Source organism: Nocardioides sp. (assembly GCF_014360585.1).
In the GTDB taxonomy this organism is placed as follows: Bacteria; Actinomycetota; Actinomycetes; order Propionibacteriales; family Nocardioidaceae; genus Nocardioides.
Genome location: NZ_JACIXG010000041.1, coordinates 1 through 22,113 on the forward strand (window position 1 = coordinate 1; position 22,113 = coordinate 22,113).

19 protein-coding genes and 1 tRNA gene are annotated in these 22,113 nt (G+C 68.8%); 15 read left to right on the forward strand and 5 right to left on the reverse strand.

Annotated features, from left to right (window positions below):
* Window positions 1-216: 216 nt before the first annotated feature.
* Window positions 217-3,732, forward strand: a complete 3,516-nt coding sequence (mfd, locus tag H5T77_RS14690; protein WP_292650498.1) for a transcription-repair coupling factor — start codon at window positions 217-219, stop codon at window positions 3,730-3,732.
* Window positions 3,733-3,916: 184 nt separating this feature from the next.
* Here the strand turns inward: mfd and H5T77_RS14695 are convergent, their stop codons facing one another.
* Window positions 3,917-4,816, reverse strand: a complete 900-nt coding sequence (locus H5T77_RS14695) for a phosphotransferase (RefSeq protein ID WP_292650441.1) — start codon at window positions 4,814-4,816, stop codon at window positions 3,917-3,919.
* 41 nt (window positions 4,817-4,857) lie between these two features.
* Window positions 4,858-5,502, reverse strand: coding sequence for a TetR/AcrR family transcriptional regulator (locus tag H5T77_RS14700; RefSeq protein WP_292650442.1), 645 nt, complete (start codon window positions 5,500-5,502; stop codon window positions 4,858-4,860).
* A 308-nt stretch (window positions 5,503-5,810) separates the two neighbouring features.
* Between H5T77_RS14700 and H5T77_RS14705 the strand changes: the two genes are divergently transcribed.
* From H5T77_RS14705 to H5T77_RS14725, 5 genes are all read left to right on the forward strand, one after another.
* A complete protein-coding gene (locus H5T77_RS14705; protein ID WP_292650444.1) occupies window positions 5,811-6,467 on the forward strand; it encodes a helix-turn-helix domain-containing protein in 657 nt (218 codons plus the stop codon).
* A gap of 504 nt (window positions 6,468-6,971) precedes the next feature.
* Window positions 6,972-7,550: a GNAT family N-acetyltransferase gene (locus H5T77_RS14710; protein WP_292650446.1), complete on the forward strand. Its 579-nt coding sequence runs from the start codon at window positions 6,972-6,974 to the stop codon at window positions 7,548-7,550.
* Window positions 7,551-7,728: 178 nt separating this feature from the next.
* The gene (locus H5T77_RS14715) at window positions 7,729-9,129 is read left to right on the forward strand and encodes a hypothetical protein (RefSeq protein ID WP_292650447.1); all 1,401 of its coding nucleotides are present in this window, start codon (window positions 7,729-7,731) and stop codon (window positions 9,127-9,129) included.
* Window positions 9,130-9,189: 60 nt separating this feature from the next.
* Window positions 9,190-9,771: an NUDIX hydrolase family protein gene (locus H5T77_RS14720; protein ID WP_179656434.1), complete on the forward strand. Its 582-nt coding sequence runs from the start codon at window positions 9,190-9,192 to the stop codon at window positions 9,769-9,771.
* The gene (locus H5T77_RS14725; RefSeq protein ID WP_292650448.1) at window positions 9,768-10,199 is read left to right on the forward strand and encodes a MazG nucleotide pyrophosphohydrolase domain-containing protein; all 432 of its coding nucleotides are present in this window, start codon (window positions 9,768-9,770) and stop codon (window positions 10,197-10,199) included. Before H5T77_RS14720 ends, H5T77_RS14725 begins: the two co-directional genes overlap by 4 nt.
* A 46-nt stretch (window positions 10,200-10,245) precedes the next feature.
* On the opposite strand, the gene H5T77_RS14730 is transcribed toward H5T77_RS14725, so the two are convergent.
* Together H5T77_RS14730 and H5T77_RS14735 are read right to left on the reverse strand one after the other, a co-directional pair.
* On the reverse strand, window positions 10,246-11,715 hold the full coding sequence (locus tag H5T77_RS14730) for an MFS transporter (protein WP_292650450.1): 1,470 nt from the start codon (window positions 11,713-11,715) through the stop codon (window positions 10,246-10,248).
* Window positions 11,716-11,826: 111 nt separating this feature from the next.
* Entirely contained in the window at window positions 11,827-14,172 is a 2,346-nt protein-coding gene (locus H5T77_RS14735) for an esterase-like activity of phytase family protein (RefSeq protein WP_292650452.1), read from the reverse strand.
* 222 nt (window positions 14,173-14,394) lie between these two features.
* Here H5T77_RS14735 and eno point away from each other — a divergent pair, with 222 nt between their 5' ends.
* The 9 genes from eno to H5T77_RS14780 all read left to right on the forward strand — a co-directional run bounded on the left by eno (window position 14,395) and on the right by H5T77_RS14780 (window position 20,809).
* Entirely contained in the window at window positions 14,395-15,672 is a 1,278-nt protein-coding gene (eno, locus tag H5T77_RS14740; RefSeq protein WP_292650454.1) for a phosphopyruvate hydratase, read from the forward strand.
* A gap of 126 nt (window positions 15,673-15,798) precedes the next feature.
* Window positions 15,799-16,389 (forward strand): FtsB family cell division protein, encoded by a 591-nt coding sequence (locus tag H5T77_RS14745; RefSeq protein ID WP_292650455.1) that lies wholly within the window; start codon window positions 15,799-15,801, stop codon window positions 16,387-16,389.
* Between the two features lie 3 nt (window positions 16,390-16,392).
* Window positions 16,393-16,902 (forward strand): DUF501 domain-containing protein, encoded by a 510-nt coding sequence (locus tag H5T77_RS14750; RefSeq protein ID WP_292650457.1) that lies wholly within the window; start codon window positions 16,393-16,395, stop codon window positions 16,900-16,902.
* Complete coding sequence (locus H5T77_RS14755) at window positions 16,899-17,813, forward strand: Ppx/GppA phosphatase family protein (RefSeq protein ID WP_292650459.1); 915 nt, start codon at window positions 16,899-16,901, stop codon at window positions 17,811-17,813. The genes H5T77_RS14750 and H5T77_RS14755 overlap by 4 nt, the downstream gene beginning before the upstream one ends.
* A gap of 98 nt (window positions 17,814-17,911) precedes the next feature.
* Window positions 17,912-18,598, forward strand: coding sequence for a hypothetical protein (locus H5T77_RS14760; RefSeq protein WP_292650461.1), 687 nt, complete (start codon window positions 17,912-17,914; stop codon window positions 18,596-18,598).
* 69 nt (window positions 18,599-18,667) lie between these two features.
* Window positions 18,668-19,186: a glycine cleavage system transcriptional repressor gene (locus H5T77_RS14765; protein WP_292650463.1), complete on the forward strand. Its 519-nt coding sequence runs from the start codon at window positions 18,668-18,670 to the stop codon at window positions 19,184-19,186.
* Window positions 19,183-19,740 (forward strand): peptide deformylase, encoded by a 558-nt coding sequence (gene def / locus H5T77_RS14770; protein WP_292650464.1) that lies wholly within the window; start codon window positions 19,183-19,185, stop codon window positions 19,738-19,740. The genes H5T77_RS14765 and def overlap by 4 nt, the downstream gene beginning before the upstream one ends.
* A 19-nt stretch (window positions 19,741-19,759) precedes the next feature.
* Window positions 19,760-19,833: transfer RNA gene (locus H5T77_RS14775), tRNA-Leu, on the forward strand.
* Between the two features lie 127 nt (window positions 19,834-19,960).
* Entirely contained in the window at window positions 19,961-20,809 is an 849-nt protein-coding gene (locus tag H5T77_RS14780; RefSeq protein ID WP_292650466.1) for a Bax inhibitor-1/YccA family protein, read from the forward strand.
* 238 nt (window positions 20,810-21,047) lie between these two features.
* Here H5T77_RS14780 and H5T77_RS14785 read toward each other — a convergent pair whose 3' ends face one another.
* Window positions 21,048-22,067, reverse strand: coding sequence for an SGNH/GDSL hydrolase family protein (locus tag H5T77_RS14785; protein ID WP_292650468.1), 1,020 nt, complete (start codon window positions 22,065-22,067; stop codon window positions 21,048-21,050).
* Window positions 22,068-22,113 lie beyond the last annotated feature (46 nt).

Consider the following 22,113-nt stretch of genomic DNA (forward strand, 5'->3'; position numbering starts at 1 on the left):
CTCGAAGTCAACAGGTTTGAGATTGCGGGGTCTCGACAGGCTCGACCACCGGTGAGCACGCCTCGACCACGGCGTACGCACGTCTTCTAGACTGGTGCCTGCACCCCCTGTCTTCCCGGCCGGGGGCTCTCGTGCTTGCCTGCCATTTTGGAGTCACCCGTGATCCTCGCCCCGCTCGCCGATCTCGTCCTGCGCGATGCCGCCCTGAGCGAGGTGATGGCGGAGGCCAAGGGCGGCCGGATGCTGGCGCTCGACGTCACCGGGCCGGAGGCGCTGCGCCCGTTCGTGGTCACCGGTCTCGTACGCCAGGAGCGCACCGTCCTCGCGGTGACCGCGACCTCTCGCGAGGCGGAGGATCTGGTCAACGATCTGACCGATCTGCTCCCGCCCGACTCGGTGGCCATCTACCCGAGCTGGGAGACGCTGCCCCACGAGCGGCTCTCCCCGCGCAGCGACACCGTCGGGCGCCGCCTGGCGGTGCTCCGCCGTCTCCGTCACCCCGATGCCGACGGCGCCCACGGTCCGCTGAAGGTCGTCGTCGCCCCGGTCCGCAGCGTGCTCCAGCCGCAGGTCAAGGGCCTCGGCGACCTGGAGCCCGTGGAGCTGATCAAGGGCCAGGAAGCGGCCCTGGACGACGTCGTCCAGAAGCTCGCCGACGCGGCCTACTCCCGCGTCGACCTGGTCGAGAAGCGCGGCGAGTTCGCCGTCCGTGGCGGCATCGTCGACGTCTTCCCACCCACCGAGGAGCACCCGGTCCGGGTGGAGTTCTGGGGCGACGAGATCGACTCGCTGCGCCATTTCGCGGTCGCCGACCAGCGGGCGATCCCGCCCGAGCACGGCGGCGAGACCGAGCGGCTGTGGGCGCCGCCCTGCCGCGAGCTCCTGCTGACCCCGGAGGTGAGGGCGCGAGCCAAGGCGCTCGGCGAGGCCCACCCCACCCTGGTCGAGCTCACCGACAAGATCGCCGCCGGGATCGCGGTCGAGGGCATGGAGTCGCTCGCCCCGGCGCTCGTCGACGACATGGAGCTGCTCCTCGACCTGGTCCCCGACGACGGCCACGTGCTGCTGCTCGACCCCGAGCGGATCCGCAGCCGCGCCCACGACCTGGTCGCCACCGCTGATGAGTTCCTCGGTGCCTCCTGGGCCGCCGCCGCCAGCGGGGGAGTCGCGCCGATCGACCTCTCCGCGGCTTCCTACAAGGACTTGGCCGACGTACGCGCCCACGCCATCTCCCAGGGCAAGCCGTGGTGGTCGGTCAGCCCGTTCGGCCTGGATGACGCCGACTCCGATCTTGCCGACCCGGATGTGGTCGGCGTCCCTGCCCGCAAGATCGACTGGCAGCCCGCGAAGGCCTACCGCGGCGACACCGCCGCGGCACTGGCCGACATCGAGCGGTGGCGCGACGACAGCTACCGCGTGGTCGTCGTCCAGCCCGCTCACGGCACGGCGCAGCGTACGGTCGAAGCCCTCGGCGAGCGCGACGTCCCGGCCCGCCTCGCCGAGGACGACCCGGACACCGCCAAGCCGGTCCACAAGACGGTCACCGTCGTCCACGCCCGGCTCAACCACGGCTTCCTCGACGAGGCCAACCAGCTGGTCGTGCTCACCGGCGAGGACATCTCGGGCCAGAAGTCGTCGACGCGCGACATGGTCAAGATGCCGACCCGGCGCAAGAAGCAGATCGACCCCCTCGAGCTGAAGCCCGGCGACTACGTCGTCCACGAGCAGCACGGGGTCGGGCAGTTCATCGAGATGAAGCAGCGCGAGGTGCAGGGCGCGACCCGCGAATACCTCGTCCTGGAGTACGGAGCCAGCAAGCGCGGCGCGCCGCCCGACCGCCTCTACGTCCCCGCCGACGCGCTCGACCAGGTCACCCGCTACGTCGGCGGCGAGCAGCCGAGCCTCGACCGGCTCGGCGGCGCCGACTGGCAGAAGCGGAAGGCCCGCGCCCGCAAGGCGGTCCGCGAGATCGCCGCCGAGCTGATCAAGCTCTACGCCGCCCGCCAGGCGACCAAGGGCTTCCAGTTCGGCCCCGACAACCCCTGGCAGCGCGAGCTCGAGGACGCCTTCCCGTTCCAGGAGACCGCCGACCAGCTCGCGGTCATCGACGAGGTCAAGCAGGACATGATGCGGCCGGTGCCGATGGACCGGCTGGTCTGCGGTGACGTCGGCTATGGCAAGACCGAGATCGCGGTGCGGGCTGCGTTCAAGGCCGTTCAGGACGGCAAGCAGGTCGCGGTGCTGGTGCCGACGACGCTGCTGGTCTCCCAGCACCTCTCGACGTTCATGGAGCGGATGTCGGGCTTCCCGGTCAACGTCCGCGGGCTGTCCCGGTTCCAGACGGACAAGGAGGCGGCCGAGGTCATGGCCGGCCTCGCCGACGGCACCATCGACATCGTCGTCGGCACCCACCGCCTGTTCAACAAGGACATCCGGTTCAAGGACCTCGGCATGATCGTCGTCGACGAGGAGCAGCGCTTCGGCGTCGAGCACAAGGAGGCGATGAAGCGCCTGCGCACCTCCGTCGACTTCCTGTCCATGTCCGCGACCCCGATCCCGCGGACGCTCGAGATGTCGATCACCGGCATCCGGGAGATGTCCACGATCACCACACCGCCCGAGGAGCGACACCCGGTCCTGACGTACGTCGGTGCCTACGAGGACCGCCAGATCGTCGCCTCGGTGCGGCGTGAGCTGCTCCGCGAGGGCCAGGTCTTCTACATCCACAACCGGGTCAACTCGATCGAGAAGGCGGCCGCGCGGATCCGCGAGCTCGTGCCCGAGGCGAGGGTCGCCGTCGCCCACGGCCAGATGAACGAGAAGCAGCTCGAGCAGGTGATGGTCGACTTCTGGGAGAAGGAGTTCGACGTGCTGGTGTGCACCACGCTGGTCGAGTCGGGCCTCGACGTCTCCAACGCCAACACCATGATCATCGAGCGCGCCGACACGCTGGGGTTGTCGCAGCTTCACCAGCTGCGTGGCCGCGTCGGCCGCTCCCGCGAGCGCGCCTACGCCTACTTCCTCTACCCCGGCGAGAAGCCGCTCACCGAGACCGCCCACGAACGCCTAGCGACCCTGGCGCAACACTCGGACCTCGGCGGCGGCATGGCGATCGCGATGAAGGACCTCGAGATCCGCGGCGCCGGCAACCTGCTCGGCGGCGAGCAGTCCGGCCACATCGCCGACGTCGGCTTCGACCTCTACGTACGACTGGTGGGCGAGGCCGTCGCCGAGTTCAAGGCCGGCCCGGACGGAGCTGCCGAGGAGTTCAACGAGGTACGCATCGAGCTCCCCGTCGACGCCCACCTGCCCCACGACTACATCCCCTCGGAGCGGCTGCGGCTCGAGATCTACAAGCGCCTGGCCGAGGTCCGCACCGACGAGGACGTCGAGTCGGTCGCCGCCGAGCTCCTCGACCGCTACGGCAAGCCCCCGGCCGAGGTCTCCTCGCTCCTGCAGGTCGCCCGCTTCCGCGCCCGCGCCCGCCAGGCCGGTGTCACCGAGGTCACCCTGGCCGGCAAGAACGTACGCTTCCACCCCGTCTCGCTGCCCGACTCCCGCGTTGTGCGGTTGAACCGGATGTACCCCAAGTCCCTGGTCAAGCCGCAGCTGGACACCATCATGGTCCCGCGCCCGGTCTCCTCCGGCTTCCCCGCCAAGCCCCTCGACGGCCCTGACCTCCTCGACTGGGCCAGGGTCGTCATCGACGCGATCATCGACCCGCTCACCTGATGATGTAAGGGTTCGATCACATCAAACCTATGTAATCGAACCCTTACATCCGCGACGCGAGATGGTTCCCTTACACCTCCGGTCATCGCGAGGAGGGCCTGATGGCGTCCCGTGGGGGATCTGCATTGGACTTAGGTGGATCCTGTCGCCCGGGGCCGATCAGCCCCGACGTCACGATGGGGGATCAGCGGCCGAGGATCTCGTCGGCAAGCCGGTGCAGCGGTATGACCAGGTCGGTGTAGTCGCCCATGCGGGTGCGACTGAGCATGCGTGCGATTGCGAGGAGCTGTGCGCGCCGCCCGTCAGGGGAGTCGAGCATGTGGGAGAAGCGGTCTCTGATGGCAGCCGCGGTTTCGGGCACGAGGAGGCTGTGGCAGTACAGGGTGGCGATGTCATAGCCGGATGGGGCCAGGCCCCACTGTTCCCAGTCGAGGATGACGAGACCGGGGGCGGTGAGGTTGGCCCAGTGCAGATCGCCGTGAGAGGCCACCCAGCGCTCGACCTTGGGGTCGATGCGGTCGCCGAAGTACTCACGCAGCTGCTGAGTGACGTCGTCCTGGACCTTCGCCTCCCGCGTCGTCGACGCGGCCGCGAGCGCTTCGAGCGACGTACGCAGCTGGTCCAGCCATGCGTCGTCGATGGTGGGAGGTGTCGTCGCTGCAGGAATCGGCGAGGCAGGGGCCTGATCGACCAGCGTCATCACCTCGGTACGGAACCAGCGGTCCTCGTCACGGGTCTCGGCGGAGTCGAGGACGATCGGCTTGGGGACGCCGACGATCTTGTTGGCTTCGAGGTTGCCGGTCCAGAACAGCATGTCGACCCACTGGGACTGCTCGGTGACGGTGCGGACCCAAACTCTCTGTCCATCTCGCGTGGCGCCGCCGGACACAGAGCGGTCGTACCAGCCCCACCGCCGATCCTGGCCCAGCGTGCAGCCGAGTCGGCTGGCGGTGGCTAGGTGAATGTCGGTGAGGCGCAGCCGATGGGCGATGTCGGCGGGGCTCAGGTCGGTAGGTAGGAGAGTGTCGATCTGCTCGTTCGGATCTCCCAGCTGGAAGAGCACCGGCTTGGCCTCATCGGACATGGGGGGCACCTCTGTCGCCTTCTTGGAGTCGTAAGGCCACGCTACGTGTGGTCGCCGGCGGGGCGCTGGTGGCTTTCGTGGTGGAACTCGGCGAGAAGTTCGGTTGCCGTCGAGGCTGCGGTGGCGATGGTGTCCTTAGATACGTCGCACATCCTCAGTGCAGCCGCTGCGATGCGGTTCGCGCTCTTAGCGGTGAGTGTCATGCCAGCGTTGCGGATGGTGGTGACGACCTCGACCGAGTGCATCAGCATCTCGCCAAACTCTCGGGTGTCGATATCGGCGGCGACGCTGGGTGAGGCGGCCTGGAGGCCGAAGCGGCCGTAGGTGGCGACCAGTTCCTGGCGGGCATCGCGGAACTCGGCGTAGATCTCGCTATTGGTCACATCGGCCTGCCCGTAGAGGATGCCGACGTTGTGGGGTGCCTCGGCCAGGGTGCGGATGTCGATGAGCGCAAGGAGGTAGAGCGCGGTCGCGTGGATCTGCGGTGGGACCAGGGCCTCGATCTTGGCGACCTTGTCCACCGTAGGACGTACGGAGCGCTGCAAGAGTTCAGCGAGGATCTCGTCCTTCCCGGCGAAATGGTAGTAAAGGCTCGCTTGCCGAATCCCGACCCTTTCCGCGATCTCCCGGGTCGATGTCGCCGCGAACCCACGTGTCACGAACAGCTCCGCCGCCGCGTTGAGCACCTGGTCACGCGGCGATACCGCGCTGCTGCTGGGGACGTGCCGTGGGCGTCCTGGGCTCGGTCGCCGGGTTGTCATCGGCTGCCCCCTGAGGTCATCGCCTGCTGGGTCACGTCCACGTCCTGATCCTCCGATCACAACCATCAATTGGATCGGCCAAGGCGGCGGGGCATGAGAGTCGCACCCACCCGGTGCACACTCGGGGCGCCCGCCGCCCCGGCCGTGTTCCCAATCTGCAGCCCTGATGAAGGAGGCACTAGATGCCTGGTGTCGCCCCACGTGTAGGCCAGATGTAGGCCACAATCAAGGACATGGAGATCGGGGAACGGATTCGCCAGCACAGGCAGGAACTCGGCTGGAGCCAGGACAGGTTGGCTGCCGAGGCATGTCGTGCGGCCGGAGTCTCCGTGGGCACATTGGGTCGTCAGGAGATCTACCGCTGGGAAAAGGGAAAGCGCACGCCGCGTGAGTGGCTTTCGTTCATCGCCAAGGCTCTCGGCACAACCCAGGACGTGCTGAGGTCACCAGAGCCCGACATAGCGTACGGACCCTCCCTCGGAGGCATATGGCACAGCCACTACGCCTACGAGAGCACCGCGCGCGGCACCATCTCGCGCCACCACCACGTGGTCATTCTCCAAAGCGGCAACCAACTGTCGGCAGAGAGCCTTCCGAACTCCAACGATTCGCCGGTGTCATTGGCGCTGACCATGCGAGGCCCTATCGGGACGGGCACGTGGACAGAGCAGACAGCCGTCGGCGGCTACTACCAAGGAGCGGTGTATCACGGGGCGCTCCAGTTGATCGTGGATCCCACCGGACGCAGCATGGCGGGCAAGTGGGTCGGCTTCGATAAGGAGTTCCGCGTGGACTCCGGGCCTTGGAACCTCGACCTGGTTGACACCGCCACTGATGCTGCGACATGTCAGCGATACGACATCAGCCCAATAGGATCAAGGATCGATTGACAGACGCTGCGCGTGACGTACGCCGTCGAAGCGGCCGCCACGTGGCGCAACAGTCGAGTAGCGTGCAACGGTCCGGGAACGCCCTGCGTTTGGAGGAGTCGGCGATGGCATCGAGCGAAAGCGTACGCAGTTTTGAAGGGACCTGGCTCTCGCGGTATGTGATTCACCGCTCTGGTCACTCCATGGACGAGGTCTACGAGCACTCCATCGTAGTTCGTGAGCAGGGTGATCACCTGCTCGCCACGAGCCTCCCGCACCCGTCGGGCTCGACGGTGAGCCTCGATCTCGTAATTGAGCCCCCGACGGCCCCGAAGCTCCGCAATCAGCCCATCCTCCACTCCGCCAGCATGAGAGGTCAGCATGCGACAGCCTCTCTGCGCGCGAATGAAGATTCGTTCGCCCGCCAGTCAGCCCAATTGTCGAGCAGTCGAGGCGCCCGATGTTCGACTCAATCGGCTGACGCCTTTCGACTTCTCGGGCAAGGTGTGAGCAGAGGAGGACCAGATGACATCAGCCGCACCTCACGCAACGTCGCGGCCCTTCAGGCTGACTGTGGGCTCGCTGGTTCTGCGCGATTTCGAGGCGGGTGATGCCGACGGCGTACATGCCATCGTTGGTGATGACCGGGTCACCTACTGGATGAGCTTCGAGTCTCAAAGCCGGGACGAGGCGCAGGCCATGCTCGACGGGATCCTGGAGCGACAGCGCGAAACCCCACGCGGTGAGTTCTACCTCGCCATCACCGAGTCGGACTCGCCCGAGGTCATCATCGGCTTCGTCCGGCTCGGCCTGATGGGGGTCAAGGCAGCTGACCTGGGTTATGCGTTGCGACCCGAGTGGCAGGGCCGAGGCATTGCCCGAGTGGCAGTCTCGCGAATGATCGAGTTCGGGATCGAGGACCTTGGACTGCACCGGATCACGGCGAATGTCGGATCGATGAACACGTCGAGCATGCGGCTGGTGGAGTCGCTCGGCTTCCAGCGCGAGGGCACGATCCGGGACCATGTGCACACCAATGGCGCCTGGCGCGACAGCGTCTCCTTCTCACTGCTTGAAGGCGAGCGGTCGCCCGCATCTGATTGATGACCCAAGGGGTTCAATATCCACAAAGTGGAGGTTGTTATCCCTTTTGTGAGAAGCCAGGCGCCGTTGCTCGCGCCTCTGTTCCGGTCGGAGGCGCAGACGCTGTACGACGCGGCTCTGGAGCGGCTCACGACCTGAGCCGGGACTCGATGTCGGTGCTCGGATCTACGGTGGGGACATGACGGAAAAGCAGGAGCTTTCGAGGGAGCCGTCGTGGCAGGTCCTGGCGGTCTTTCACAACGACGACGACAGTCGAGACTTCGCCTACACGGTGGGATTGGCCGAACACGGGCTGCCTGAGGTGCACATGTGGGCGCGACCGAATGCAGGCGAGGACCCCGGCCACGACTGGCGGTTCAGCTCCCGAGATGCTGCTGCCATTCTCAACGAGCTCGCCTGGCGGCTGATCGACGGTCGGGTGAGGCCCGGCGATACGTACAGTCGGCGGTTCGACGCCGGGATGGTGCAGGTGACGTTCGAGCTCGGCGAGCCGGTCGAGGCAGGCAGTCTCGACGCATATCAGGCAGAACCATCGGCGGTCATCCCGTTGCTATGGTCGCTTCATCGTGTGCCGGAGGGCGTGCTCGTAGGGATGGACGCCGATGCGATCGGGGTTGCTGAGGCCGAATATGCCCGGCTCGGTGCGGACTTCGGGCGGTCGGAAGGCGTGCCCGGAGAGATCTGGGTGCCGCCGTCCGTCCCGTCCTGGGATCCGCACCAACGGTGGGGGCCGCGCACGCCCTTGGTGGCCGTTCACGCCGCCAGGATCGCCGGGTTCTCGACCGAGGACATGATCGGGTTGGTGAACATCGCGTTTCCTGTGGAAGTGGCAGGTTCTGCGGGCTACCCGCAGCTGGTGGCACGTGCAGCGGCGCGAGGCGTCGGGAGAAGTGGCGCACTCGACCAGCTCGCCGAGGACGTCTCGACGCTGGTCGACGAAATCGGGATCACCTGGAGCCGCGCTGCTTGGCCGGCGGCGCGCGACTGGCTCGACAGCGATGGCAGCGACGAGCCTTTCCCGGAAGAGGACCTTCGCCGGATGGTGAAGTCGATCCTGACCAGTCATCTGCTGACCGTCGCTGTCGCGGACCAGCTCACCACAGACCAAGAGCTGACCGGGACAGGTCCGGTCAGCTTCGCCGCAACGATCCAAGGCCTGCCTCCCGACGAGCGGTGGCACGCTGCGCCGCACATCATCGCCGTCGTGCGCGGACTGTTGACCGATGTGGATGCCACCGTAGCGGCGGCCCGTGCGTGGCGCTTGGCAGACGACGAGCCGGTGATGGCAGCGGGAGGGGATCTCCAGGTTGCCGCCATCCATGGCCCATCGATGTTCCCGCGGCTGTCCGAAGCGCTTCCGGCGCCGTTGCTCCGTGACGTTCGTCAGGCTGCGCTCGCTCACCGTGTGACTGAGGCGGTCGTGCAGTCGTGGCTCAGTGTCCTCGCGACGGTGCTGACACACCGAGCGAACCTTCAGGACGAGACTGTCGACGTGGTCAACCGGGTGGGATTGGCGATGCCGGGCCTCGCGACCGTCCTGAACACGCCTGTCGCTCTCACCGCAGGTCATCCCGGCTGAGAGTCCACTCTGCGGCGATGTCACTCCGACACGTACGGATCTGTCTGGCAGGATCGACGCATGACGATGGAGGCTTTCGGCGAGCAGTCCTTCCCTGAGGAGCCCTTCGGCAACGAGTGGGACACCGAGCCCGGGTGGCTCTCCGAGGAGGAGCTGGGTGAGACCCGCGGGCGGGTGCCCATCCTCTACGTGGAGGCGGTCCCGGTGCGTGTCGATCCCGACGGCGCGGTGAGCGAGGTCGGGTTGCTGCTTCGGAGCTCGCCCACGACCGGGACGATCACGCGGTCGCTGGTATCGGGCCGGGTGCTGCACGGTGAGCGGATCCGCGACGCGCTGATGCGCAACCTGGAGAAGGACCTCGGCCCGGTCGCCTTCCCGACGCTGCCGCTGACCACGGTGCCGGTGACCGTCGCCGAATACTTCCCCTGGCCCGGCGAGCGCTTCCAGGACCCGCGCCAGCACGCGGTCTCGCTGGTCTACGTCATCCCGGTGACCGGCGAGTGCGAGCCACGCCAGGACGCCCTGGAGCTGTCCTGGATGACGCCCGCCGAGGCCGCCTCCGACGCGGTCGTCGGCGACATGGAGGGCGGGCGCGGAGCGCTGCTGCGGCAGTGCCTGAGCGCGTTCGGGGCGCTGGATTGAGCCCAGCGGGCGGCGAGAGCGGGACGTACGCCTCGGGGGAGGGGCTCGTCGAGTTCCTCGACCTGATGCGGCTGATGCGTGAGCGCTGCGTGTGGAAGTCGTCGCAGACGCACGCGACGCTGGCTCCGTACCTGCGCGAGGAGTCCGACGAGGTGCTCGAGGCCATCGACGAGGGCGACCCCGAGCACCTCAAGGACGAGCTCGGCGACCTGCTGCTCCAGGTCTACTTCCACGCCGCCATCGCCGAGGAGGCCGGCGAGTTCACCATGGACGACGTCATCGCCGGCCTCACCGCCAAGATGAAGCGTCGCAACCCGCACGTCTTCGGCCCCGAGGCCGATTCCGGCCGGCGCTACACCATCGACGAGGTCGAGCAGCTCTGGCAGGCCGCGAAGGCCGCCGAGCGCGCCCACCCCGCCGAGGAGTAGGCGCTCGCGTCGGCCGAGACGTCACCCAGGTCGGCCGAGACGTCGCTTACGTCGGCCGACAGGGCATCTCACTGCCCTCTCGGTCGACGGGAGCGCCGCCTCGGCCGGCGTACGTGACGTCTCGGCCGACCGGGGCGACCTTTCGCGGAGCTAGGGGGATGAGCATCGCCGCGAGGGCCGCACCGAGTGCGATGAGGGCGAGGAAGCCGAAACCGTTGATGTAGCCCTGCTCCGCCGGATAGCCCGAGGGCAGGGTCTCGGCGGTGACGATGGAGGTCATCACCGCGGAGCCGATGGTGCCGCCGACGGTGCGGATGTTGGCGTTCATGCCCGTGGCCACGCCGGTGTGCTCGGGTGGCACCGCGGCCACGACAGCGTTGGCGAGGTTGGCGAAGACCAGGCCGGTGCCGAGGCCGGAGAGCCCCGCGGCGACGCACATCTGCCACGGCTCGTCATGGACGAAGGCGACCATGACCAGCGAGACCGCGGTGAGCAGCCCGCCGATGACCAGGATGCTGCGCATCCCGATGAGGTCTGCGAGCCGGGCGCTGACCAGTCCGCACAGGAACGAGGTGATGGCCGTCGGCAGCATCAGGTATCCGGCGACGGTGACCGACGCGCCGAAGCCGTAGCCGGCCGACGACGGGGTCTGGGTCAGCTGGGGGATGAAGCCGAAGGAGGCGTACATCGCGATGCCGATCAACAGGGCGACCAGGTTGGCCGTCCATACGCCGCGGCGGCCCATCAGACGCAGGTCGACCAGCGGCAGCCGCGCGGTCCACTCGACCCGGATCCAGGCGGCCAGGAGCACTGCCGCGGCGCCGAGCAGGCCGATGGTGGCGGGCGCGGTCCAGCCCCACGACGGCGCCTGGCTGACGCCGAGGAGGAGCGCGACCAGCCAGCCGGCGAGCAGCAGCGCGGGGAGCAGCGGGATCGGCTCGCGGGTGAGCACCGGTGACTCGGGCACCATCCGCAGCGCGCAGATCGCGGCGCCGGCCGCGACCAGCGCGGGCAGCAGGAACAGCGCCCGGAAGCCGAGGGTCTCGGCGACCGGGCCGGCCAGCACGATCCCGGCCGCGAAGCCCATCGAGAGCAGGGACGAGGTCAGCGCGATCGCACCGGCGACGCGCTCCTTGGGCAGCTCGTCACGCAGGATCGCGAAGGCCAGCGGCAAGGTCCCGCCACCCAGCCCCTGCAGGACCCGGGCGCCGATCATCACCTCGATGGTGGGGGCCGCGGCGGCGAGGAGGGCGCCGGCGGTGAGGGCGGCCAGGCTCCACACGTACATCCTCCGTTTGCCGAAGGAGTCGCCCATCCGGCCGATGATCGGGGTCGCGACCGACGCCGAGAGCAGGAAGGCGGTCAGGATCCAGGACCCGGTCGCCTGGTCGGTCTCCAGCTCGGTCTGGATCAGCGGCATCGTCGGCACGGAGACCGACTGCAGCAGTGAGTAGGAGCAGACGCCGATGGCGACGATGGCGAAGGTGAGGCGGGGGCTGGTGTGGGGCACGGACATCGCCGCAAAGTTTAGCTTGGCTAACTGTATTCCACGAACTGTTTCGCTCGCCGTGGCAGCTGCGAGCCCGGCCCGCCACCGGACGGTGGCGGGCCGGAGCCGAGATGATCCTCAGCGCTTGGGTGCCTTGCCGAGGTCGAGGAAGACCGTCTCCCCGGTGGCATCGTCGAGGCCGTCGTTGTCGGTGATCGCGTAGGCGTGACCGTCCGCGCCGATCGTGAAGCCCTCGAGCTTCTCCTGGGTCCATCCGTTGGTGCGCTGCAGGGCAGGCAGCAGGTCGTACGCCAGGCGCTTGCGCAGCGGGGTCACGGGGCTGAGTCCGGTGGCGCCGCGGCGGGGCAGATCGACCGTGTAGACCCGCTTGATCGCGGCCGTGGTGCCGTTCTGCTTGTCGCGCTCGACCACGGCGAGGGTGTCCTCGTCGACGGCCGTGATCTCGGAGAGCCCGAGCCAGTCGCCGGCCACCGAGGTCGACTCCAGGCCGTAGCCGAACCACTCCCATTCGCCCGTCGCCGGGGTGTAACGACCGATCCGAGCGGTGCTCGCGCCGTCCACGCCGGGCTTCTTCGTGGTCGAGTCGGCCCACAGCGGGCGCTGGAGCGCGACGTACACCTTCTCCGAGCGACGCTTTCCGGTCACCGTGACACCTTCGAGGCCCCACTTGCCGACCTTCGCGGCGATGTCCGCGGGCAGCGGCACCGTCTCGGCGATGCGGCCGTCGCGGTCGAGACGGAGCAGGGCGTTCCCGGTGCCGGTCTCGCCCTCGTCGGCGACCCAGAAGCCACCGCCACGGCGGGCAGCCAGACCCTCGATGTCGAGCCCCTCGGCCACCTCGCCCGAGGCGTCGGTGACCTCGAGGACGTCACGGATCACGGCGGGGGAGCGGCGTACGTTCAGGGTGTAGATCCTGCCCGTCGCATAGGCGGAGTCGCTGGCGGCGTAGAGCTTGCCGGGCTCGCCGGGCACCTTCGAGAGCGCGCTGAGCGCGCCCCAGCCGATCGGCTTGCCGTTCTGGGAGGCCGACTCGACGCTCGGGAAGGAGGACGACTTCCGACCGAACCCGTAGAGCGAGACCGAAGCCCGCACCAGGTCCTTGGCAGAGTCCTTCTCCGAGGAGATCGCGAGCAGGTTCCGTGACGGGATCGGCAGCAGCCCCTCGGGCCCGTTGGTCGCCGGAAGCACCTGCTTCAGCCTCGGCGAGGAGGGCGTACGCATGTCGTAGACGGCCACGAAGTTGCTGCGCTCGGAGCCCACGAAGGCGTACGGCACCCCACCGAAGGTCTCGAACGCCAGCCCCTCGGGCTCGGCCCCCTTCTTGGCGGCGCGGTCGTTGTTGTGCAGACCGTGCTTCGTGGCGATGTCCTCGAAGGTTGACCCGGCGTCCCAGACCACCTCTCCGGTCGCGGCGCGGAAGACGGTCCAGCCGCGCGTGCCACCCTTCCAGTCGCCCTCGTTGGCGGTGGCGACCAGGCCCTTGCCGACCCACTGGATCGAGTCGGGCTCGCGCGGTGCGTCGATGGTGTCGACCGGGTCGAACAGTCCGTTCTTGGTCGTGTCCACACCCTTCACGACCGCGTTCCCGGCGCTCCACACGGTCTCGACGGTCGCGGACGGGAGGTCGATGATCGCGACGCCGTTGTTCTCCTGCAGCGTCAGCGCGAGCTGGTTGTCGGCGTTGATGTCGACGTACTCCGGCTCGGCGTCCTCCGGCGCCTCCAGCCCCTTCAGCAGCGAGGCAGGCAGTGCCACATCGGTGATCCGCCACTCGGTCGGCCCGCCGTCGAGACCCACGATCTTGACCGATCCGGCCGGCGCCTGAGGCGGGTCGCCCTCCTCGCCGCCGGCCGGGGTGACAGCCTCGTTGCGCTGGTTCTCCATCGCGATCGCGGCGTACGTCCCGTCCGGGCTGACCGCGATCGAGTCGGGCTGACCACCCAGGTCGTAGGAGGCCACCTCCTCGTGCGGTGCGGCCAGCGAGATCACGTCGATCCGTCCGGCGCGGAGGCCGATCGCAGGCTCCTCGTCCTCCCACTCGGTGTCCTCGAGCCCGGGGTAGGTCGACTCGTCGACGACGACGAGCGCGTGGTCGCCAACGATGGAGACCGACGTGGGCGAGCCGCCTTTGCCACCGGAGACGTCGTGGCTGCCGATCCCCTTTGGTGAGGATGGGTCGGTGATGTCCAGGAAGCCGATCCGGCCGCCGGCCGCGTCGGTGTAGGCCAGCGTCATCCCGTCCTCGGAGACCGCCGAGATCTCGGCGACGGTCTCGTCGGCCGGGTCGAGCCCGGCGGGCACGTTCTGGAAGACGGGATAGGTCGCGAGCCGGCTGAACTCGCGGTGCGTGCCCGGATCGGCGGTGGCGGTGCCACCGAGCACGGTCATCAGCGAGACGCCCAGGCCCCCGATGGCCAGGACGCCGACCCCGGCGAGTGCGAGGCGGTTCTTGTGGAGAAGCATCTGAGGTTTTCCTCTCGGGGAATTGTTGCCGGAGGAACGATCCGGGCGGCGCCGCACCTGGGGGCATCGCCGTGATGACGAGGTGCCGACCTCGGCGTGAACACCAGGTGGGCGCAGGCAGGAGAGGTCCTACCGACCGGTTAACGTTCCAATCGCCAGGCCCATCCGGCCGGGTAATAGGCTGACGGACGACACCCCGTCCCTGACCCCAGGAGTAGTTCAGTGGCATCGATCGAAGCCGTAGGCGCCCGCGAGATCCTCGATTCACGAGGCAACCCGACCGTTGAAGTCGAGGTCGTCCTCGACGACGGCACCTTCGCCCGCGCCCAGGTTCCCAGCGGCGCCTCGACCGGCGCCTTCGAGGCCGTCGAGCTGCGCGACGGCGGCGAGCGCTACGGCGGCAAGGGTGTGCAGAACGCTGTCACCGCCGTCGTGGAGACGCTCGCGCCGGCGGTCGAGGGCTTCGACGCCGACGACCAGCGCGCCATCGACCAGGCGATGATCGAGGCCGACGCGACCCCCAACAAGGCGACCGCGGGCGCCAACGCCATCCTCGGGGTCTCGCTCGCCGTGGCGAAGGCCGCCGCCGACTCGGCAGGCCTCTCCCTGTTCCGCTACGTCGGTGGCCCCAACGCCCACGTGCTCCCGGTCCCGATGCTCAACATCCTCAACGGTGGCTCCCACGCGGACTCCAACGTGGACATCCAGGAGTTCATGATCGCGCCGATCGGCGCACCGACCTTCGCCGAGGCGCTGCGCGTGGGCGCCGAGGTCTACCACGCCCTGAAGGCCGTCCTGAAGACTCAGGGCCTGGCCACGGGCCTCGGCGACGAGGGTGGCTTCGCGCCCAACCTGGACTCCAACCGCGCCGCGCTCGACCTGATCGCCGAGGCGGTGGGCAAGGCCGGCTACGAGCTCGGCAAGGACGTCGTCCTCGCGCTCGACGTGGCCGCCTCCGAGTTCTACCAGGACGGGGCGTACCTCTTCGAGGGCGCCAAGAAGACCGCCGAGGAGATGACCTCCTACTACGAGGAGCTCGTCGCGTCCTACCCGATCGTCTCCATCGAGGATCCCCTCGACGAGGAGGACTGGGACGGCTGGAAGGCGATCACCGACGCCATCGGCTCCAAGACCCAGCTCGTCGGCGACGACCTGTTCGTCACCAACGTCGAGCGCCTCGCCCGCGGCATCGCGGGCGGCCAGGGCAACGCTCTGCTGGTCAAGGTCAACCAGATCGGCACGCTCACCGAGACCCTCGACGCGGTCGACATGGCCCACCGCGCCGGCTTCAAGACGATGATGTCCCACCGCTCCGGCGAGACCGAGGACACCACCATCGCCGACCTCGCCGTCGCCGTCGGCTCCGGCCAGATCAAGACCGGTGCCCCGGCCCGCTCCGAGCGCGTCGCGAAGTACAACCAGCTCCTCCGCATCGAGGACGAGCTCGGCGAGGCCGCCCGCTACGCCGGCGCCTCGGCCTTCCCGCGCTACCAGGCCTGATCCAGCGCCGAGTCGGCGCATCCTGACAAGATCCCTGCCGAGTCGGCGCGTCATGACGAGCCGACTCGGCGAGGTTTGCGGTCAGGATGCGCCGACTCGCTGGTCTCAGATGGGAGGATGAGCGACGTGGCAACGCAGGGACCGGGACAGAACAAGCGCGTACGCGGTCCTCGGGCTCCGCAGGGCCCGGGGCGGCGGCCGCGCGCCCCGATCTCGCCCCGGCCGGCATCGATCGGCGGCTTCGAGACGCTGCGCAAGCGACTGCGCCGGCCCAGGCTCACCGGCCGGGCGATGATGATCATCCTGGTCGTCGCGGTGCTGGTGATCTCCTACGCCTCATCGCTGCGTGCCTACATCCAGCAGCGCAACGACATCAACGCCCTCCAGACCGAGATCGCCGAGCGCAAGGAGCACATCAAGCGCCTCGAGGAGCAGACCCGTCGCTGGGAGGACCCGGCCTACGTCCAGCAGCAGGCCCGGGAGCGGTTCGGGTATGTGATGCCCGGGGAGACGGCGTACGTCGCCCTCGACGAGAACGGCGAGCGGATCCAGACCGAGCCGGAGCTCACCGACCCCGACTCGGTGGGCAGTGCGGAGCAGCCGAAGGCGTGGTGGGACGATGCGTGGGGTTCCGTGCTGCTGGCCGGTGACCCGCCGGAGCAGACAGGAGACGGGCCGGAGTCGGAGATCGACCCGCCCAAGCAGAAGAAGGACTAAGACATGGCCATCGATCCCAAGGACGTGTCCGCGATCGCGGCACAGCTGGGACGCGAGCCACGGGGGATCCACGAGGTCGGGCACCGCTGCCCGTGCTCGTTGCCCGACGTGGTGACCACCGAGCCGCGGCTGCCCAACGGCACGCCTTTCCCCACGACCTTCTATCTCACCTGCCCGCGTGCGGCCTCGAAGATCGGCACCCTCGAGGGCACCCACGTGATGAAGGACATGGAGGCGCGGCTGGCCACCGACGAGGAGCTCGCCGCCGCCTACGCCAAGGCCCACGAGGCCTATCTCGAGGCTCGCTACGAGCTCGGCGACCCGCCCGAGATCCACGGCATCTCCGCAGGTGGGATGCCGAATCGGGTCAAGTGCCTGCACGTCCTCGCGGGCCAGGCGCTGGCTCAGGGTCCGGGCGTGAACCCTCTCGGCGACGAGGTGCTCGAGCGGCTCGGCGAGTGGTGGAAGTCCGGTCCGTGCGTGGATCTGGAGCTCGAGGACGAGGAGCAGTGACGAAGGTCGCTGCCATCGACTGCGGCACCAACACGATCAAGCTCCTGATCGCCACCGTCACGCCCGACGGCCTGACCGAGGACGTACGCGAGGCCCGCATGGTCCGTCTCGGCCAAGGTGTCGACCGCACCGGTGTGTTCGCCGGCGAGGCTCTGGAGCGAGCCTTCGGAGCCATCGACGAGTACGCCGCGCTGATCCGCGAGCACGACGTCCAGAAGGTGCGCTTCGTCGCCACCTCGGCCACCCGGGATGCCGCCAACGCGGCGACCTTCACCGACGGCGTACGCGCTCGCCTGGGCGTCACGCCCGAGGTCGTCACCGGCGCGGAGGAGGCGGCGCTCTCCTTCGGCGGCGCCGTCCGCAACCTGCGTGGCACCCCGCCGCCACCGCTGCTGGTGATCGACATCGGTGGCGGCTCGACCGAGCTGATCCTCGGTGAGGGCCCGACGCCGACCAGCAGCGACTCGATGGACATCGGCTCCGTGCGTCTCCACGAGCGCCATCTGCGCTCCGACCCGCCCACGGGTGCGGAGATCGAGGCCTGCGTACGCGACATCGACGACCATCTCGATGGCTGCCCTGTCGATCCGGCGGCCGCCGGGTCCGTGGTCGTGGTCGGCGGCACCGCCGTCCAGCTGACCATGGGGCTGCTCGAGCTGGCGGCGTACGACCGCACCGTCACCGACCACGCCGAGTTCTCTCCCGACGAGGTCTACGGGCTCGTCGAGCGACTCCTCGCGATGACCGTCGAGGAGAGGCTCGCGCTGCCCTGGATGCACCCCGGGCGAGCCGACGTGATCGCGGCCGGCGGGCTGATCCTCGACCGGATCCTGAGGCGCTCGAGCGCTGGCTCTCTGCTGGTCTCCGAGTCCGACATCCTCGACGGAATAGCCTGGTCCGTTAGAGACTAGGCATGTCGGGGGACTTGATCTTTGTGTTTGGCGCCTAGGTTTGGGTTCACCGACCCACCCATCAAACAGAACCAAACCGTCTCTCGGAAGGTCAAGAAGTGAAAAAGCTCATCCTGTTTGCCATCGCTGCTGCTGGTGTCGGCGTGCTGGTCAAGAACAAGTCTGAGCAGCTGAAGGCCGGCGCGAACAAGGTCAGCCATGACCCGCGCGTCCAGTCGGCCCTCGCGACCGCCTCGGAGAAGGCGGCGCCCCTCAAGGAGAAGGCTGCTCCCTATGCCGAGGCCGCCATGGCCAAGGCGAGCCCCTATGCCGCCACGGTGAAGGAGAAGGCCGGTCCGTACGCGGATCAGGCCCGGGAGAAGGTCGCGGCCGCGGCCGACGTCGCCTCCGAGAAGCTGCACCACACCGAGTCGGCCTCCGAGTCCACCGCTACGCCTGCCACAGGCACCCCTATCGCGGAGGCTCCGCCCGCGCCCGAGTCGGCCACGGACTCGTCCTCGACCAGCGAGTACGGCGGCTACCCGCCGGCTCCGCCGGCGCCGTCCGCCCCGCAGGCCGGGGTCACCGGTGACCCGCTCACCGACCCGATCGCGCCCGCCGACCCCTACGCCACCGAGGTGCCGCCCCCGCCGGCCGGCTCCGACTCCGACTCGGACAAGACCTCCTACGACGACCTGGGCGGCGGCGACACCGCCGTCAAGCCCACCTCGGAGACCGCGCCCGAGTTCGCTCCCGAGCCGGTCGAGCCCTCCCAGGAGGAGAAGGACAAGTGGTTCCGCGGCTGATCCAGCCGTCGAAGTCCATCTGAGTCACCCGCGGTCCGCCATCGGCGGGCCGCGGGTGACAATGGTCTGGTGACCATCCACGCCATCACCGTCCTGGGACACGACCGCCCGGGGATCATCGCCGACACCACCGCCCGCCTGGCCGGACTCGGGCTGAACCTCGAGGACTCGACGATGACCCGGCTGCGCGGTCACTTCGCGATGACGCTGCTCTGCGCGGGAGAGGCGACCACGGAGGCCATCCGGGCCGACCTCGAGCCGATCGCGTCCGACGGCACCCTGACGGTCACGGTCTACGAGCTCCCCGAGGAGCAGGCCGCGGCCGGCGCAGGCCGGCTCTTCGTACTCTCCGTGCACGGTGGCGACCGCCCCGGCATCGTCTCCACGGTGACGGCCGAGATCGCCGCCGCCGGCGGCAACATCACCGACCTCACCACCCGTCTCTCCGGCGACCTCTACGTCGTCGTCGCCGAGCTCGAGCTGCCGGCCGACGCCGACGTCGCAGCGCTGGAGTCCGCGATCGAGCGGGCCACCCAGGAGCTCGGCGTCGACGCCAGCCTGCGGCCGATCGAGGCCGACGACCTGTGAGCGTGAACGAGCGGGTGCTGGCCTGGACGGAGGCCGAGCTGGGCGTCGAGGGCAAGGTCCTCGACGTCGTACGTGCCCCCGCACAGGTCCTGTCCGTGCCAGGCGAGGACGTCGACCCGACCGCTCCCGAGACCGTCCAGCTGGCCGCCGACCTGATCGCCACCATGCGCGTCTCGCCCGGCTGCGTGGGCCTGGCCGCCGACCAGGTCGGGGTCTCGGCCCGGGTCTTCTGCGTCGACGTCTCCACCCACGTCAAGACCAAGACCCACCACGGGACGTACGTCCTGTGCAACGCGGAGGTCGTCGAGGCCAGCCGCAACGAGAAGGCGCGCGAGGGCTGCATGTCCGTCCCCGACCTGACCGGTGACGTGAAGCGGGCCTCCCGCCTGAAGGTACGCGGCCAGCTCCCGGTCACCGGCGAGACCGTCGAGATCGTCACCGACGCCTTCGAGGCCCGCTGCCTGCAGCACGAGATCGACCACACCGACGGTCTGCTCTTCATCGACCGGGTGGCCGGGGCGCACGCGCTTCATCAGCGCCAGACATACTTATGACGCTAGGGTCTGGCTGTTCGCCCCGGTGTCCCAACTGGCAGAGGATGACGACTTAAACTCGTCCAGATGTGGGTTCGAGTCCCACCCGGGGCACCCTTTGTGTTCCCGGAACATCGGGGTTGTCCCGGACGTTGAGTGAGACACAGGGCCGGTACGCTGGCCCACAGGAGCCGCCACCGTGGCGGGATCTTTCCAGTCGCTTTCGAGGAGTGACCACCAGATGCAGAGCAACAACCCGGTGTTCCGTCGGTCGGAGGGCTTCGGGCAGCCGTCGCACAACGCCTACGGCAACCAGACCTACGGCGGCAACGGAGCTCCGTACGCCGGCTATGGGCAGGACCCGAGCCAGTGGTCGACAGGCGGCCCCCAGGCTCCGACCACGAGTGCCCCCATGACGATCGACTCGGTGGTGCAGAAGGGTGCGATCACGCTCGGCGTGGTCTTCCTCGCCGCCATCGCGACGTGGGTCCTGACCCCCGACATCAGCTCCACCGCCAGCCTTGGGCCGCTCTACATGGCCGCAACCCTCGGCGCCGGTGCCGCCTTCATCCTGTCCCTGGTCAACTCGTTCAAGCGCGTGGTCAGCCCGGCTCTGGTCCTGGCGTTCGCCCTTGTCGAGGGCATCGCCCTGGGCGCGCTGAGCAAGGTGTTCGACGCCATGATCGGCGGCGGCATCGTCGTCCAGGCCGTGATCGGCACCTTCGCCGCCTTCGCAGGCACGCTGGCCGCCTACAAGTTCTTCAACATCAAGGTCGGCGCGAAGTTCCGCACGTTCGTGATCGCCGCCATGTTCGGCATGGTGGGGCTGAGCCTGATGGAGGTCGTGCTCGGCATGTTCGGTGCCAGCTTCGGTCTCTTCGGCCTCGGCACCCTCGGCATGATCACCGCCATCGCCGGCCTCGCGCTCGGTGTGTTCATGCTGATCCTCGACTTCGACATGATCGAGCAGGGCATCGCCGCCCAGCTTCCTGAGCGTGAGTCGTGGCGCGCCGTCTTCGGCCTGACCGTCAGCCTCGTCTGGATCTACACCAACCTGCTCCGCCTCCTGGCGATCTTCCAGCAGGATTGATCGGTCAGCGGCCTTCACGACGAAGGAGTGAAGGCCGCGTAGGTCGATCAGGTCGAGCGAGCGCGCCGCTGAGCTTGCGAAGCGGCGCTGGCGAGCCGAGACCAACACATCAACGAACCGCCTGCTCCAACAAGGAGCAGGCGGTTTCGTTCGTACGCGACTGTGTTGGTCTCGACACGCCTTCGCCTAGCGGCTCCGGCGGCTCGACCAGCGTGAGCCCTGGCCCGACCAGCGGGTGCTAGCGAGCGGGTTGCCGCACGGCGGGCGGGGGAGTCTCGGAAGGACGCTCGCCACGGTGGGGCGGGCGCTGCTCGTTCTCGAAGGAGCGGGCACGGGCCCAGTTGCGGCCGACGCGGCCACGGGGGCGCGGCGCCGGGTCGATCTCGGTCCCTGGCCGGATGACGGCGCGGAGCGAGGCGGCCGCGAGCGGCATCACCTGCTTGCCGTTGTAGGTCTCCAGGATCGCGTTCTCGTCGCCCACGAGGCCCAGCACCGAGAGCGTCGGCGGGACCAGCACCTCGCCGAGGGCCTGGTAGCCGGCGGCGGAGGGGTGGAACAGGTCGGCGCCGAACCAGAACGCCGGGGTGGCCTTGAAGGCCGGCCCGAGGACGTCACCCAGCGACACGGTGTGGCCACCGGCGCGGACGACGTGGAACATCTGGCCGGCGGCGATGCGGATCGACCAGGCTCGCATGATCGAGCGCAGCGGCGGCAGGATCGGGGTGGCCGTGCTGAGGTCGGGGACGGTGCCGACAAGCACCCTCACGCCGGCCTCCTGGAGCCGGATGACGGCCTGGGCGAGGTGGCTCACCGCGACCCGCGGGCGCACCCGGCGGATCACGTCGTTGGAGCCGACCAGGATGACCGCGATGTCGGCGTCGGCGGCGATCGCCTTCTCGACCTGCGGGTGCAGGTCGGAGGACTTGGCGCCGATCTCGGACAGATCGTGCAGCCGCACCGGCCGGTTGGCCTTCTCGGACACCCCGGAGGCGAGCACGGCACCGGGCGTGTCCTCGACCTCGGTCATCCCGTAGCCGGCGGCGCTCGAGTCGCCAAGCAGCGCGATGTTGATCGGGCGGCCCGCCTGACGTGCTCCGTACCACCCTGTCGGGGATGGAGCCACCGGCATCTTGACCTGGTGCGTCGCCCGGACAGCAAGCGCCGCTTCGGCGACGAGGATCCCGGCGAACGCAGCCGTCGCGGCCAGGACACCACCGCCGGCGTACGCGGTCTTGCGAGCCAGACTCTTCTTCGCCACGTGGACCACTCTAAAGTCTTCGGCCCATTACCGGGCACTCAGTATC

Coding starts and splice junctions, on each gene's coding strand:
- H5T77_RS14715 (WP_292650447.1), top strand. CDS start 7,729: ATGACGGAAAAGCAGGAGCTTTCGAGGGAGCCGTCGTGGCAGGTCCTG.
- H5T77_RS14695 (WP_292650441.1), bottom strand. CDS start 4,816: ATGTCCGATGAGGCCAAGCCGGTGCTCTTCCAGCTGGGAGATCCGAAC.
- H5T77_RS14720 (WP_179656434.1), top strand. CDS start 9,190: ATGACGATGGAGGCTTTCGGCGAGCAGTCCTTCCCTGAGGAGCCCTTC.
- mfd (WP_292650498.1), top strand. CDS start 217: ATGGCGGAGGCCAAGGGCGGCCGGATGCTGGCGCTCGACGTCACCGGG.
- H5T77_RS14730 (WP_292650450.1), bottom strand. CDS start 11,715: ATGTCCGTGCCCCACACCAGCCCCCGCCTCACCTTCGCCATCGTCGCC.
- H5T77_RS14735 (WP_292650452.1), bottom strand. CDS start 14,172: ATGCTTCTCCACAAGAACCGCCTCGCACTCGCCGGGGTCGGCGTCCTG.
- H5T77_RS14710 (WP_292650446.1), top strand. CDS start 6,972: ATGACATCAGCCGCACCTCACGCAACGTCGCGGCCCTTCAGGCTGACT.
- H5T77_RS14750 (WP_292650457.1), top strand. CDS start 16,393: ATGGCCATCGATCCCAAGGACGTGTCCGCGATCGCGGCACAGCTGGGA.
- H5T77_RS14705 (WP_292650444.1), top strand. CDS start 5,811: ATGGAGATCGGGGAACGGATTCGCCAGCACAGGCAGGAACTCGGCTGG.
- H5T77_RS14780 (WP_292650466.1), top strand. CDS start 19,961: ATGCAGAGCAACAACCCGGTGTTCCGTCGGTCGGAGGGCTTCGGGCAG.